Source organism: Methylobacterium sp. WSM2598 (genome assembly GCF_000379105.1).
In the GTDB taxonomy this organism is placed as follows: Bacteria; Pseudomonadota; Alphaproteobacteria; order Rhizobiales; family Beijerinckiaceae; genus Methylobacterium.
The window spans coordinates 4,774,466-4,787,836 of the sequence record NZ_KB900609.1 but is presented as its reverse complement, the minus strand read 5'-3'; the positions used below and the strand labels follow the sequence as shown (position 1 = coordinate 4,787,836).

At 68.0% G+C, this 13,371-nt stretch carries 11 protein-coding genes; 4 read left to right on the top strand and 7 right to left on the bottom strand.

Features of this window, described 5'->3' with window-relative positions; all coding sequences use genetic code 11:
- Positions 1-1,144 precede the first annotated feature (1,144 nt).
- From MET2598_RS0122590 to MET2598_RS0122580, 4 genes are all read right to left on the bottom strand, one after another.
- Positions 1,145-3,541 carry a bifunctional DNA primase/polymerase gene (locus tag MET2598_RS0122590; RefSeq protein ID WP_084673913.1) on the bottom strand — a complete coding sequence of 799 codons (2,397 nt, stop codon included), beginning with the start codon at positions 3,539-3,541 and terminating at the stop codon, positions 1,145-1,147.
- Between the two features lie 287 nt (positions 3,542-3,828).
- Positions 3,829-4,056, bottom strand: coding sequence for an excisionase family DNA-binding protein (locus MET2598_RS43860; protein WP_084673912.1), 228 nt, complete (start codon positions 4,054-4,056; stop codon positions 3,829-3,831).
- A gap of 132 nt (positions 4,057-4,188) precedes the next feature.
- The gene (locus MET2598_RS41465; RefSeq protein WP_157182240.1) at positions 4,189-4,788 is read right to left on the bottom strand and encodes a hypothetical protein; all 600 of its coding nucleotides are present in this window, start codon (positions 4,786-4,788) and stop codon (positions 4,189-4,191) included.
- A gap of 4 nt (positions 4,789-4,792) precedes the next feature.
- Positions 4,793-5,986, bottom strand: coding sequence for a tyrosine-type recombinase/integrase (locus tag MET2598_RS0122580; protein ID WP_018262447.1), 1,194 nt, complete (start codon positions 5,984-5,986; stop codon positions 4,793-4,795).
- A 117-nt stretch (positions 5,987-6,103) separates the two neighbouring features.
- Here MET2598_RS0122580 and chrA point away from each other — a divergent pair, with 117 nt between their 5' ends.
- Positions 6,104-7,300: a chromate efflux transporter gene (gene chrA / locus MET2598_RS0122575; protein WP_018262446.1), complete on the top strand. Its 1,197-nt coding sequence runs from the start codon at positions 6,104-6,106 to the stop codon at positions 7,298-7,300.
- 245 nt (positions 7,301-7,545) lie between these two features.
- Here chrA and MET2598_RS0122570 read toward each other — a convergent pair whose 3' ends face one another.
- Entirely contained in the window at positions 7,546-9,234 is a 1,689-nt protein-coding gene (locus MET2598_RS0122570) for a methyl-accepting chemotaxis protein (RefSeq protein WP_012330972.1), read from the bottom strand.
- Between the two features lie 314 nt (positions 9,235-9,548).
- On the opposite strand from MET2598_RS0122570, the gene MET2598_RS37135 reads away from it, so the two are divergent.
- The gene (locus MET2598_RS37135; RefSeq protein WP_018262445.1) at positions 9,549-9,935 is read left to right on the top strand and encodes an Hpt domain-containing protein; all 387 of its coding nucleotides are present in this window, start codon (positions 9,549-9,551) and stop codon (positions 9,933-9,935) included.
- A gap of 31 nt (positions 9,936-9,966) precedes the next feature.
- Here the strand turns inward: MET2598_RS37135 and MET2598_RS0122560 are convergent, their stop codons facing one another.
- Complete coding sequence (locus MET2598_RS0122560) at positions 9,967-11,238, bottom strand: alpha/beta hydrolase (protein ID WP_026190884.1); 1,272 nt, start codon at positions 11,236-11,238, stop codon at positions 9,967-9,969.
- Between the two features lie 294 nt (positions 11,239-11,532).
- Here MET2598_RS0122560 and MET2598_RS0122555 point away from each other — a divergent pair, with 294 nt between their 5' ends.
- Positions 11,533-11,919: a hypothetical protein gene (locus MET2598_RS0122555; RefSeq protein WP_012330975.1), complete on the top strand. Its 387-nt coding sequence runs from the start codon at positions 11,533-11,535 to the stop codon at positions 11,917-11,919.
- Between the two features lie 123 nt (positions 11,920-12,042).
- On the top strand, positions 12,043-12,516 hold the full coding sequence (locus MET2598_RS0122550) for an SRPBCC family protein (protein WP_018262443.1): 474 nt from the start codon (positions 12,043-12,045) through the stop codon (positions 12,514-12,516).
- A 77-nt stretch (positions 12,517-12,593) separates the two neighbouring features.
- Here MET2598_RS0122550 and MET2598_RS0122545 read toward each other — a convergent pair whose 3' ends face one another.
- A complete protein-coding gene (locus MET2598_RS0122545; protein ID WP_012330977.1) occupies positions 12,594-13,034 on the bottom strand; it encodes a MucR family transcriptional regulator in 441 nt (146 codons plus the stop codon).
- Positions 13,035-13,371 lie beyond the last annotated feature (337 nt).

Sequence of the window (13,371 nt, the reverse complement as noted above, 5' to 3'; positions counted from 1 at the left end):
TCTGAAGCGGCTTCCGGCGTGCACTCGCGCCTTTCACGCATGTCTGAAAAACGACCCTTTCCAGACAGGCTGACGGACCGTCGGAGCTGAGGCGCGTGACGCGAGAGCCCCGCGAGCCGGCCAGTGGCAGGGAACCGCGTCAGGAAATCAAATGTCGGGAAAACCCTCGCAGCCGGACAATCCTGACATCCACCGCGAGGGGCCGCTTCGGGTCATGAGTATTCGTGGACAACTCGTCAACGCGGCTACGTGATCCAGCTGAAGTTGGAGTTTACCCGGGTGGCTTCCGTGGCATGCTGCAGCCCACGTGCCCGGTTCGAGTAAGCCGCAGCCAGCGTTGCGGCACAGCCGGCCTCGGCGGCGCGGTACACGTCGGGGAGGCGGCGCGTCAGAGAAGGACGGCCGGACGCTTCCGTTCCGGCGGGCACGCCCGGCCGCCTGCCGTGCCCCGGCAATCGAGGACACATGGGGCACCGCGCCCCTGAACAGCGAGGACGCCGGTACTGTTCCGTAGATGTGGTGTCTTTCGCGAAGGGCGATACCGGCGAAGCGGCTGGGCCGATGAGCCCTCGCGCGGCCCGGCCGTCCATCGCATCCTCCTCAGTCCCATGATCGCGAGCGCGACATGCGCAGCATCACCCACGTGCAGCATCACCACCGCTACGGAGACGTACGATGGATTTTTCCGGGGAACGGGGCACGCGTGGCGGTGAGTTCTTCGGCCTTCCAGCGCGCCTTCAGTCGCCGAGCCCTCCACCTTCTTCCGCGAGCCATCTTCGTGCTTTGGCGCCGGCTGTGTCGGACGTAGATCGCCGCGATCGGCGCCTCGCGGGCGGTCTCAGACCCGTTGCGCGCTGCTTGGCGGGCCATGGATTCGCGTGGGAGTCGAACAGCCGAACAATCCCAAACGTCCTAACCTGTTGATCGGGTTAGCATGTTCTGCTGTTCTACTTGTTCTATCTATAAGGGAAGAGAGAGGGAAACGATGCAGAAAGACGGTGGTGCGCCGTACCCATGGTACGATACCCGCGCAAAAATTCTGGGAGAACTGCGTCCAAAAAAGCCGAACGGTCGAACGTTCGGAACATACCAATAAAGGCAATGGCTTAGAGCGCTAAAAATGTTCGATGTTCGACATGTCAGTCTAGAATATGGTCTGCACAGCTTCCGGTTTGGCCTTGTTCGGGCGTTCGTCCTCGTCGTCCGTCGCTGCTCCACTCTGCCACTCCGTGACGGCTGTGCCCCACTGCCAGCCAGCATACGCTGCCTCCCACTGTGTCCTGAGCTGCGCCAGCGGCGGGAAGGTCCAGCCCTGCCGCCGCATCACCTTGAGCGTGTTCGTGCAGCCCTTCGACCGGAGAAAGCGGCCGAGCTGGTGGTCGCTCACCAGCTTGAGCTTCGGCGAGATATCTCGCGCCTGATCGAACAGGCCGCGCCGCCGTTCGGTGCGGGTGCTGAGGCCGACTGGCACCTTCTCATCCCAACCAGCCGAGACGGCTCGGTTGGGATGGCGGGGGTCTGCGCCTTCAAGGACGCCGGCTTCCAGTAGAGAAACCCACCACGCCTCGAGGGGACTTAGACTCTGCTCTTGCTGCTCCAACAGGGCTTCTGTCCGCACGACCTGACGCGGGTGCCACCCGGCGAGATCTATTGCCAGAAGGTCGTGCAACATGGCCTCGGCTCCGCCGTTTCGGATCTCGGCGTGTAGGGGCCCAAAGTAGGCCTGATCCTGCTTAACGTGCTCTGATACCCGGAACACCGCGAACCGTCGCTCGTCGGCGCCGGCCGGAGCGACCCAACTTTCGTTGCTCGCCATCATCACGTGGAGCCGGTTCGGGACAATCGTACCATCACGTCCCTTGGCTTCGACAAACAGGCTCGGCTCAGTCAGGAGCCGTTTCAGCGAACCTTCGGCAGATTTGTCTCCAGGCCAATAGGCTTCATCAGCAAATATGAAGCAAGTATCGCGCAAATGATTATTGAATTTACCTGACAAATGATCGGAAGATGAGATGTGAACTGCATGTCGCCCGAAAATATAACACATAATATTGCCAAGCGTCCCCTTGCCGGCACCCTTGGTGCCGAGAAGAACGAGGGCTACCTCAGCCGGAGCATCCGGGTTCTGGACCGCCCAGGCCAGCCACCTAATGATGTACTGTGTGTGCTCAGCGTTGCCGCTCGCGACGACATCGTCGATATGGCGGCGGATCAGTGCCCAGGACCCGGGCTCCGGCTTGATCGCGAACCCGCGCCACAGGTTCAGGTGACCGTCGACCTCTGGCGCGGCGCTGGGGTCGAAGGTCAGGCCGATATACTGCCGCCGCTGCGGGTGCCTCAGCCACCACGCTCCCAGCGACATCCGCTTGTCCTCGCCGACGCTGACCGAGCGGTTCGCGAAGAAGGTCTTGAAGTCCTCGATGCCCAGGAAGGTCGGCACCTCGCGGGAGCGGCCGTTGACGCGCTCCCGCCGGAACGTCAGCACCCGCGTCCGGCCGCCATCGATCACCACAGCGTACTTCTCGTTCATCTCGTCGAGCAGCGTGCCGTGGTCGTCGCCTGCGGGCGGCGGCACCGGGCGCGGGCTCTCGGCGCCCTTCGTCACCCCGCTCTCAATGGTGGCGAGCGCCGCCGCCTCGCCGTCGTCGGCTACGAGCCCAGAAACGCGGGCAGCACTGAGGAGTCGATCACGCACGTCGGTATCGTCCAGGGCGCCCGCGCCGACAAGCTGGCCGAGGGAATACGCAGCGCGGTTCAGGGCGTCGTTGCGGTCGCCTTTGGCTGCGCTCGCGGCGGCCTCGATTTCGGCCGCGAGCGCCTTCGACAAATACGCCGCGCTGAACCCTGCCCGCGCCGGCACGATTTCGCCCTTCCGGCGCCCCATCGCGTCGGCCGCGAGCGTGAAGACGTTGGCGCCGGTCTCGGCGGGTTTGGCTTCGCCCCTCCCGCGGCGCTGCCCACGCGTCGACGCCTCCCTGGGTGCGATCTCGTCCAACAGCCAAGCCGGCGCCTCGGCGACCTGAAAGGCGAGGGCGGGGTCCTCGAAGGTATATGCGCGCCCGTCTGCGAGGATGGAGGGCGGTGCGATGACGTAGCCGCCGTCGCCCCTCACGTCGATGCCGGGCGGCAAACTGCCCGAGCTGCACGCGATGCGGCGGTCCGTCGGATATTTAAACAGGAAGTGCGCGCCGCCATGCGGCGTGCGGTGAGCGTGTGTCGGCGGCAATCCGCCGTTGCGCTCCACCAGCTTCTGCCACGCCGCAAACCCGTCGGGATCCCCTGGCCTCTTGGGCCGGTCGGGGTCAACCGCGAACGCCCCGCACCCTGGTCCGAGCCGTACTCCAATGAGCGCGTTCGGCCATTTCTCCCACCACGCCCTGATTGTGTCAGGATTAATCGAAGCCCTATAAAGTCCTCCACTGTTTAATATCCAATTACCGTCTTTATCTTTGTCTCGCGATAGATAGGGATTCTTTGTATTTGGGTTGCATGGCAGTACGGGAAACCCATTTTGTGCCCATTTGACAGCCTCTTCGGCCATATTTACGATGGGAATATTTGCGCCGGCATTCATCAACGGGCCTCCCCGTATACCACCGCCGCAAGCATGGCTGTGACGGCGGCGCTCGCACCGGCCCGCATCAGGCGCTCGCGGCGCAACTCTCCGATGTCGAAGGTGTCGGTTGGCATTGGAACCGGGCGCACCGCCGGCCGCGTCGAGGTGCGGGCGAGCACCCGGCCGGGGGCTCGTTCGAGGGATTGCTGGGGCGCTTCGTTAACCAGATATCTCTCGACGCAGTCCGCCACATGTGCAGGATTTTTCATGGCTCAGGCGGCCCCCTGCGCAGCCGCCGCCAGGAAGTTGTGCACGCTCTCGCTCAGTATCAGACGACGATTTCCAACCTTGATCCCCTTGAGCTTTCCTGAAGCGAGCAAGTCATAGATGGTCGTTCGACCAAGCCCGAGGGCGTAGCATGCTTGTTCTATCGTAAAGGCGAGCTTGGGGGTTGACGCTCGCAGGTCTCTCTGCGGCGCCGGAACTCTGTCGCAATTCATGGCTGCTGTCCTTGCGTGTCCGCCACGGTGTCGGCGGATGAGGAAGACCTAGCCGGCGATCAGCCGGGCCGCAAAAGGAGTTAAGAGGGGTATTTGCCCCCCCTTTTTCCCCATAGCGGCACTTGTGCCGCACTACCCCTCGCGGTGCTGCTTGCGTCGCTCTATCGCTTGCCTGGCACAGTTCTCCGGACTTGCCTTGACACCAGCGATAGCAAAAATATCCCTTACAAGGTTGTAAAATTTCCCGTACGGCTTGCCGTCGCTGGTTCTTGTCGATATCGTCGGCTCTCTATCTGTTATCATGGCATAAGTATCTGCCAATAAATCTGCTAAAGCCTGATCTAAAGATTTCGCTTTACCTCTTCCGACCTTAATCGGAACGTGAGAAGTATCTATAGATCGGCATACTTCTATGCATTCTTCTAATATGACTAGAAGCGTGTCCGGTATTAATCCTGATTCTCGCAACAGCCGGCTTGTAGGCTCGTGTATGTTTTTTATCGTGTCTCTAAGTTTAGTGAAATTATCATCCAAATCACGCAACTCATCATCAACACCGCTGCGGCCTTGCGGCTTGAACCAGTTATGATCAGCCTTTTGCCTTGAAATGAAGAACGCTAAAACTTCCGCCTGCATCTCTGTATAGTCTTTTACTACATCCAGTTTATTCAATGCTGCAGCGACTTGATCTCGCAAATCGTGGCTAAAAGTTTCATTCCATGGTTTACTCATGGTCTCAAGCTGCTATTTGGGGCATGCAGTACCTCGCCCACGCATCCATCAGCTCGCGCCGTTTCTGAAACAGATCGCTGCGGCGATAGGCGCGCACTACCTTGGATTCGACTGTGTGTGCCAATGCAGCTTCGACAACTTCGGATGGGAAGTCTGTTATCTCCGCCGCCCAGTCGCGGAACGAGGACCGGAAGCCGTGAACAGTGACGTTTGCGTAATTGATGGTTCGGAGCAGCCTCCGCAGAGCACTGGCGCCTAACGGCCCACCGCTCCGGACGCTCGGAAATACGAAGTCGCCGGTCCTGAGCTCAGCCATGGCCATCAGTATCGCAAGCGCCGGGCCGGAGAGCGGGACGCGATGTTCCCGGCCGCCCTTCATTCTCTGTGCCGGTACGGTCCACACACCACCCACGAGGTCGATCTCGCCCCACCGGGCATCCAGCACCTCGCCCGTGCGTGCGGCAGTCAGGATTGTGTACTTAAGGGCGTGGGCGGCAATGCTGTCGCCGGTGCGCAGCGTTGTCAGGAATTGCGGTATGTCGGTGAAGGGCAACGCGGCGTGATGCTCCACCCGCCGGATTTTGGACCGGGCCGGCAATAGATTTTCAAGATGGCCGCGCCAACGTGCGGGGTTCTCACCAGTGTGATACCCGCGGGTGCGAGCCCAATCCAGGATGGCTTCGATCCGCCCTCGCAACCGGTTGGCGGTCTCAGACTTGTTCGTCCAGATCGGCTCCAGCACCCTCATCACCAACCCGGTGTCCACCGCCACCACGGGCAAGTCACCGAACACAGGATGAACGTAGGTCTCCAGTGTCGTGCTCCACTGCGTGGTGTGCTTGGCGTTTCGCCAGCCAGCCTGGTGCGTCGCGATGTAGGTTTCGGCAGACTGGCGGAACGTCATCGCGTGCGCCGCCTTAGCCGCGAGACCTTGCCGTTCCGCCTTTCGCGCCTCAATCGGGTCGACTCCCTCGGCGCATAACTTTCGGCAGACAAGTGCCTTGTCGCGGGCCTCCACGAGCGAGAATGTCGAGGCTGAGCCGAGCCCCATAGCCCGCGCCTTGCCGCGCAGGGTGAAGCGGAAGATCCAGCTCTTGGCGCCGTTGCCTGTCACCTGTAGCCACAGGCCGCCACCGTCGCCGTACATCCCCGGCGTCTTCAGCTTCGCGACCCTCACGGCGGAAAGCTTCCCGGTCATACTTGCTGTTCTCACGTTCCTACCCACACCGTAATCGCGAATTTGGGCGAGTTCCAGCGGCCCATTACGGACGACGGGCTGTGCCTTCCTCAGGCATGCAAGGGGCTTAGCGGTCACATGCGCACTAGTACGGACGGTAAGCTGGCGGAGGTCTTCTCCGCCTTCCTCAAGCTCGGCCTAACCTCCTTCGGCGGCCCGATCGCGCATCTCGGCTATTTCCGCGACGAACTCGTCCTGCGCCGCCGCTGGATCGACGAGGCGGCCTACGCGGACCTGGTGGCCCTGTGCCAGTTCCTGCCGGGGCCGGCGTCGAGCCAGGTCGGGTTCTCCCTCGGCATCCTGCGCGGCGGGGGGCTGGCGGGCGGGCTCGCGGCCTTCGCGGGCTTCACCCTCCCCTCCGCCCTCCTCCTCGTCGCGGTCGCCCTGGGGGCGGGGGCGGCCCCCGGCCCCCTGGCGGCGGGGGTGCTGCACGGGCTGAAGCTCGTCGCGGTGGCGGTGGTGGCGCAGGCGGTCTGGGGCATGGCGCGGACCCTCGCGCCCGACCGGCCCCGCGCCGGCCTCGGCCTCGCCGCGCTCTGGCTCGTCGTGCTGCTGCCCGGCGCCGCGGGCCAGCTCGGCGCCATCGCGCTCGGCGCCGCGGGCGGGCTCCTCCTCTGCCGGGGGCCGGGCGCGGGCTCCGGGCACGCCGCCGCCTTCCCGGTCTCGCGGCGGACCGGCCTCGCCTCCCTCGCCCTCTTCGCCGCGCTCCTGGTCCTGCCGGGGTTCCTGGCCGCGCTGACCGGCTCCGGGGCGCTCGCCGCCTTCGACGCCTTCTACCGGGCGGGCGCCCTGGTCTTCGGCGGCGGCCACGTGGTGCTGCCGCTGCTGCAGGCCTCCCTGGTCGGGCCGGGCTTCGTCACCACCGACGCGTTCCTGGCCGGCTACGGCGCCGCCCAGGCCGTGCCGGGGCCGCTCTTCACGGTCGCGGCCTATCTGGGCGCCGTGCTGCAGGGGGCTCCGGGGGGAGTTCCCGGGGCGGCGCTCGCGCTGGCGGCGATCTTCCTGCCGGGCCTGCTGCTGGTGCTCGGCACCCTGCCCTTCTGGGATGCCCTGCGGGCGCGGCCCGGTGCCCAGGCCGCCATGCGCGGGACCAACGCCGCCGTGGTCGGGATCCTCGCCGCGGCCCTGCACGACCCGGTCTGGACCAGCTCCGTCCACTCCCCCCGCGACATGGCGGTCGCCGCGACCGGCTTCGTGCTCCTGACCGTCGGACGCGCCCCGCCCTGGCTCGTGGTGCTGCTGAGCGCGGCTGCGGGGGCGCGGCTCGGCCCCTGATTCGACATCCGACGGATTGCGTCCGCCATGCGGATGTCGGCTTCGCTCAGGCGCCGCGCGGGCTTGGCATACCCAATCCGCTCGATCCCTTCGGGATGGCGGATTGGGGCCTCGCTCAGGCGCCGCGCGGGCTTGGCATACCCAATCCGCTCGATCCCTTCGGGATGGCGGATTGGGGCTTCGCTCACGCGCCGCGCGGGCTTGGCAGACGCTGTCCGGACGTGATCGTCCGGACAGCGTGTGAGTCAGGCGGCCCGCACGCTCGCCAGGAAGCGGGCGACCTCGGCCCCGAGCCGCTCCGACTGGTGCGAGAGCTCGCCGGCCGAGGCGAGCACCTGCGCGGCCGCGCCGCCGGTCCGCTCGGCCGTGCCCGCCACGCCCGCGATGGTGCAGGTGACGGTGCTGGTGCCGGTGGAGGCCTGGGACACGTTGCGCACGATCTCCTGGGTCGCCGCCGCCTGCTCCTCCACGGCCGCCGCGATGGTGGTCGACACGCTGCTGATCTCGCGGATGCGGGCCGAGATCGAGCCGATCGCCGAGACGGCTTGGCCGGTCGCGTCCTGGATCTGGCCGATCTGGGCCGAGATGTCGCTCGTCGCCCGGGCGGTCTGGCTGGCGAGCTCCTTGACCTCGGCGGCCACCACCGCGAAGCCGCGCCCGGCCTCGCCGGCCCGCGCCGCCTCGATCGTGGCGTTCAGCGCGAGGAGATTGGTCTGGCTCGCGATCGAGGAGATGAGCCCGACCACGTCGCCGATCCGGGTCGCCGCTTGGCTGAGCTGCTGCACCAGCCGCCCCGTCTCCTCCGCCTCGCCCACCGCGACCTGGGCGAGGCCGGCCGAGCCCGAGACCTGCCGGCCGATCTCCTGCACGGAGGTGCCGAGTTCCTCCGCGGCCGCCGCCACCGTGCCGACATTCGTCGACGCCTCCTCGGCCGCCGCCGCGACGCTGGAGGATTGCAGCGCGGTCTCGCTCGCCGCCGCCGCCATGGTCTCGGCCGTGGCCCGCAGCCCCGTGGCGGAGGAGGAGACGAGGCCCACGATGCCGCCGACCGCCCGCTCGAACTCCACCGCGAGGCTCGTCATGGCCTCCCGGCGGGCCGCCGCGGCCGCCACCTCGGCGACGCGCCGCCGCTCGGCCTCGTCGGCGGCCGCCCGCGCCACCATCGTCTTGATCCGCTCCACGGCCCGGCCGATGGCGCCGATCTCGTCGCCGCGCCGGGCCTCGGCGATCTCGGCGTCGATCTCGCCGGCGGCCATCCGCTCGAGCACCCCGACGAGCCGCCCGATCGGCCGCGTGATCCCGATCACCCCGACCACGATCGCCGCGAGGATGCCGACGAGCAGGGCGAGTGCGCTGACGACGATCAGGCTGCGGCGGGTCGCGTTGGTCTCCTCCGTGAGCTCCTCGTCGCGCCGGCTCGCCACGGCCGACATCTCGCCCGCGAGGGCCTCGCCGCCCGCCACGAGCGCGTCGAAGATCGGATCGACCGCGCGGTGAACGACGGCGAGCGCCTCGGCGTTGCGGTTCGCCATCCCGAGCCGGCGCACCTCCTTCACCTCGCTCACGAAGCGCTGGATCAGGCTCCGCTGCTCGTCGGCCCAGGCCACGTAGCGGGGAGCCTGCCGGCGCAGGGCCTCGAGCGCCTTCTCGATCTCCGGCAGCGCCGCCTGGAACCCGGCATCGGCGTGCGCCATCTGCGCCTCCTCGGTCTCGGCGATCACCCGGTAGGCCCAGTAGTTCAGCTCGAAGATCATCCGGTTGAGCCGATGCGTCGTCGCCGTGGCGTTCTCCTCCTCGCCGATCAGCCGCGTATAGGCATCGTCGATGTAGCTCATTCGGCCCTGGGCGTACCACACGACGCTGCCCACGATGGCGCCGATCAGCAGGATGACGCTGATGAGCTTACCCAGAACCTTGATGTTGCGGAGTTTCATAACGGTTTTCCCAAGGGCGCGTGACCCATGGTTAGAAATTGGATTAGCACGCTTAAATAAGTGTAAATTCCGGGGCACCCCCCGATTCGACCAGCATAATCTCGTTCTCGCACGGGTGGACTATGCTGAACGGCGTACATCCTCCTGAGGAACCGAGGAACAGGCCGGGGCCGTGCGCCGAGTTGATGCGGCGGCTCCTCACGCCCGACCGGCAGCGGCCCGGTTCGACGACGCGCGGGGACGTGGCGCCCGCGGCCAAGCACCCTATCTTAGCCGCCGGCCCCTCGGGCCCCCTCGCGGCACAGGATGTCCTGATGGAAGACGTCCCTCCCCTCCCCTCGGCCGATCCGCGGTTCGCCCATCTGCCGATTCACGACCGCCACGCCTACGCGGACACGCTCGACCTCGTCGGCGAGGCCGGCGCGGCGCGGCTGCTCGACCGGCTGATCGCGCAGCTCGACGCCGCCTTCCAGGATGGGGCGGACCGGGAGCGCGTGGCGCGGGAGGCCCACGCCCTGATCTCGACCTCCGGCCTCCTCGGTTGCCCGCGCCTCTCGGAGACCTGCCGGGATCTGGAGGAGGCCGCGAAGGCGGGCATCCCGCTGGAGGAGCGGCTCGCCGGGATCCGCCGCATCCGCGACCTCACGGCCGCGGCCCTGCGCACCGTGCGGCAGGGCGGGGCGGGAGACCCGGCCGGTTGAGGCCCGCCGGGGGCCTCGGGCCCGCCGGCCCCTACGGCCCGCGCGGCTCGGTCCCAAGGGTGCGGTCGAAGAAGGCCGCGATCTCGCCGAAGACCTCGCGGGTCTCGGGCGCGTCCGGGTTGAACAGGTACTGCGCGTGGCTCAGGCCCTCGAAGACCTGGAGGGAGGCCTCGACGCCAGCTTGGCGCAGCTTGCGGTGGGTGCGCACCGTGTTCGACAGGAAGAGGTCGCGGGTGCCGGTGGTGAGGATGGCGGGCGGCAGGCCGCGGAAATCGCCGTAGATCGGCGAGAGGAGCGGGTCCTTGAGGTCGTGCCCGGCGGCGTAGAGGCGGGCGACGTGGGTGAGCGTGCCCTCGTAGGAGACCAGCACGTTGTCGAGCCACTCGTTGGCCTTGTAGCTGTCGCCGGTCTCGGTGAGGTCCGACCAGGGCGTGCCGGGGGCGATGGCGGCGGGCAGCGCCACCCCCTCCTGCTTGGCCCGCAGCATCAGGGCGAGCGTCATGGCGCCCCCGGTCGAGGTGCCGAACACCGCCATGTTCTCGGGGCGCTGCAGGGTGAGCGCGGCCTTCCACACCGCCATCGCGTCGTCGAGGGCGGCCGGGAAGGGCGCGTCCGGCGGCATGCGGTAGTCGAAGGAGATCACCGTGAAGCCGCCGAACGCCGCCATCAGCACCGCCTCGACGGTGCCGGCCTCGCCCGGGTTGTGGACGTAGCCGCCCCCGTGGATGTGGACGAGGAGGCGGTTGCGGTTGCGCTCGGGCAGGTCCCGGGGGGCGATGATCCAGGCCTTCACGCCCCCGATCACCTCCGGGGTCGCGATCACGCCGAGGCGCTCGCGCAGGGCCGGCAGGGAGGCGGCCGCCTGGGCAGCGAGCCGCGCGACCAGGGCCTTCCACTCGGCCACGCCGTCCGGGTTGGCGTTCCAGGCCGGAGACCGGTACGGGGCCGCGATGGCCGCCTGGAATTCCGGGCTGACCGTGCCGGGCACCGGGATGCGCCGGCCCGGCACCGTCCGCGGGCCGGGCTTGCCGTTGGCGGCGCTCTGCTCGGCTTCGAGCCGGGCGAAATCCGGTGCGCTCGCCGTCGGCGCCTGCGGACCGGCCGCCGGCGCGTTGGCCGCGGGCGACGGGATGCTGGCCGCGGGCGACGGGATGCTGGCCGCGGGCGACGGGATGCTGGCCGCGGGCGCTTGCGCGCCGGCCGAAGGCGCCTGGGGAGCCGCCGGGGTCTGGGCCCGCACTGCCGGCACGGCCCCGACGAGGAGCAGGGCCGTGGACAGCGTCACGGCAGGCCGACGGATCATGGGCGGAGCCTCTTCGTCCGGGAGCGTCTTCGCGGGCGGCGCGCAGCGAGCACGAATGCACGCACCGGGCCAGGTGGGCAAGGGCGCGGGCAAGGGCGCGGGCAAGGGCGCTTGCGCGCGCGGCACGGCGCGGATCGGGAGCCGGCGGCGTGTCGCCGTCACCACGGCCGGCGGGGATCGGGCCCCGGCCCGGGTTGCCGTCTGGCCTTTGCCGCAACCGGCCGTTAGGAGGAGCCGAATGGGGTTGACCCGGTTGCGCTGACCGGGACCCTGACGAGACCAGCGGGGAGACCGATGTTCGTCCGCACCAGAGCCCGGCTCGCCGGAATCAGCCTCGCCGCCGCGGCGGCGCTCCTCGGCGGCTGCGTCAACAACCCGCTCTCCCAGACCGGCGGCGTCCTCCCGGCGGGGGAGATCGGCCCGCCCCCCTCCGCCCGCGCGGATCTGCGCACGCCGGCCCGGAGCGCGGCGGCGACGGATCCCGACCAGGTGGTGGCCAGCGAGCCGACGCGGCGCCTCAACATCCCGACCGCGGCCCGCGGGGCCGGCGGCGCGGACTCCCAGGCCCGCCGCATCCGCCGCGAGGACCTGGAGGATTACAAGCCGTCGGGCGGCGGGGGCGGCGGATTGCAGCCCTCCCTCGGCTCCGGCGGCGCGGTCGGGGTCGGCGGGCGCTTCTGAGCCTCGCCGGATCTCGTCCTATTGTCTGGCGGACAATGGAGTTCTCCCGGCCCGGGAATGCTCTAGTTTGAGCCCCCGCGGGAGGGGCCCGCCACCGAGGCCCCTCCGCCGGAGGAACCCCGCATGATCAAGACCGTCGCATCCGCCGCCGCGCTCCTGGCGCTGTCGGCGCTTCCCGCGCTCGCCCTCGAAGCCTCCAAGACCCAGGACATCGCCGCCCCGCCCGCCAAGGTCTGGGCCACGATCGGCGATTTCTGCGGCATCGGGCAGTGGCACCCCGCCGTCGAGACATGCGTCCTCTCCGAGAAGGGCGGCAAGCCGATCCGGACGCTCAGCCTCAAGGGCGGCGGCACCATCGTCGAGGAGCAGGTGCGCCGCGACGACAAGGCGATGAGCTACACCTACACGATCCTGGAGAGCCCGCTGCCGGTATCCGGCTATGAATCGACCATCGCGGTCAAGCCCGCGGGGGGCGGCTCGACCGTGAGCTGGTCCGGCTCCTTCAAGGCCAAGGGCGCCGACGACGCCACCGCCAAGGGCGCCATCCAGGGCATCTACGATTCCGGCTTGGCCGCCCTGGCCGCGAAGGCGAAGTAGGACGGCCCGGGCAGGGCCGAGGGACGTCGGGTCGCCGACCCGCCTCCCGCCCGCGGGCGGGAGGCGGGCGGCTCGCCTCAGGTCCCTCCGGCCGCCTCCGCCTGACCGCGGCGGCGGCGCTGCTGGCCGAGGCCGAGCGTCCGGGCGAGCTGCGAGCGCTGCTCGGAATAGCTCGCCGAGGTCATCGGGTAGTCGGGGGGCAGGCCCCACTTCCGGCGATAGCTCTCCGGCGTCAGCCCCCGCATCGTCAGGTGGCGCCGGAGCGTCTTGTACGGCTTCCCATCCTCGAAGCTGATGAGGAAGTCGTGGTTGATCGAGCGGCGGATCTCCGCCGCCGTCGCCTTCTGGGGCGGCTCGGCCGGCCTGACCCCCTCGGCGATTCCGACGAGGGCGCTGTGCACCTCCCGGATCAGCCGGACGAGCTCCCCTGTCTGCACGTGGTTGTTGGAGACATAAGCGGAGATCACGTCGGCCGTGAGCGTGATCGCCGATTCCCGTTTGTCGCTTGTGCCGTCCATGCGCCCATGACCTTAAGGCTTGGTGAACCAAAGAACGATTCTGGCCTTAGGTAATCGCGGAGAAAAAGACAAGGCCGTGAGTCCGTTTTCCCAGTCTAGATTGAACCCCATTGTATACAGGGGTAGGGCATACGGATGTCCAAGGAACCGCCCGCCGCGGGGGCGAGGTTCCAGACGGCCGATTCTGGGGCATCAGACCGGCCGGCCGACCTCTCTTCGGGCGGTTTATTCCGGCCCTCCGGGCGCGGCCGACAGGATGTTTTAACAAAGGATAACGACGAGGGCCGCAGCGAGCCGATCTTCGGCCTGGTGCCGCCGACGCGCCCCGGGGAGCGGG

Excerpts from the sequence above, each read along its gene's own strand:
- MET2598_RS0122550 (WP_018262443.1), top strand. The coding sequence starts at position 12,043 with ATGATCAAGACCGTCGCATCCGCCGCCGCGCTCCTGGCGCTGTCGGCG.
- MET2598_RS0122560 (WP_026190884.1), bottom strand. The coding sequence starts at position 11,238 with ATGATCCGTCGGCCTGCCGTGACGCTGTCCACGGCCCTGCTCCTCGTC.
- MET2598_RS41465 (WP_157182240.1), bottom strand. The coding sequence starts at position 4,788 with ATGAGTAAACCATGGAATGAAACTTTTAGCCACGATTTGCGAGATCAA.
- MET2598_RS43860 (WP_084673912.1), bottom strand. The coding sequence starts at position 4,056 with ATGAATTGCGACAGAGTTCCGGCGCCGCAGAGAGACCTGCGAGCGTCA.
- MET2598_RS0122580 (WP_018262447.1), bottom strand. The coding sequence starts at position 5,986 with ATGACCGGGAAGCTTTCCGCCGTGAGGGTCGCGAAGCTGAAGACGCCG.
- chrA (WP_018262446.1), top strand. The coding sequence starts at position 6,104 with ATGCGCACTAGTACGGACGGTAAGCTGGCGGAGGTCTTCTCCGCCTTC.
- MET2598_RS0122570 (WP_012330972.1), bottom strand. The coding sequence starts at position 9,234 with ATGAAACTCCGCAACATCAAGGTTCTGGGTAAGCTCATCAGCGTCATC.
- MET2598_RS0122555 (WP_012330975.1), top strand. The coding sequence starts at position 11,533 with ATGTTCGTCCGCACCAGAGCCCGGCTCGCCGGAATCAGCCTCGCCGCC.
- MET2598_RS0122545 (WP_012330977.1), bottom strand. The coding sequence starts at position 13,034 with ATGGACGGCACAAGCGACAAACGGGAATCGGCGATCACGCTCACGGCC.
- MET2598_RS37135 (WP_018262445.1), top strand. The coding sequence starts at position 9,549 with ATGGAAGACGTCCCTCCCCTCCCCTCGGCCGATCCGCGGTTCGCCCAT.
- MET2598_RS0122590 (WP_084673913.1), bottom strand. The coding sequence starts at position 3,541 with ATGGCCGAAGAGGCTGTCAAATGGGCACAAAATGGGTTTCCCGTACTG.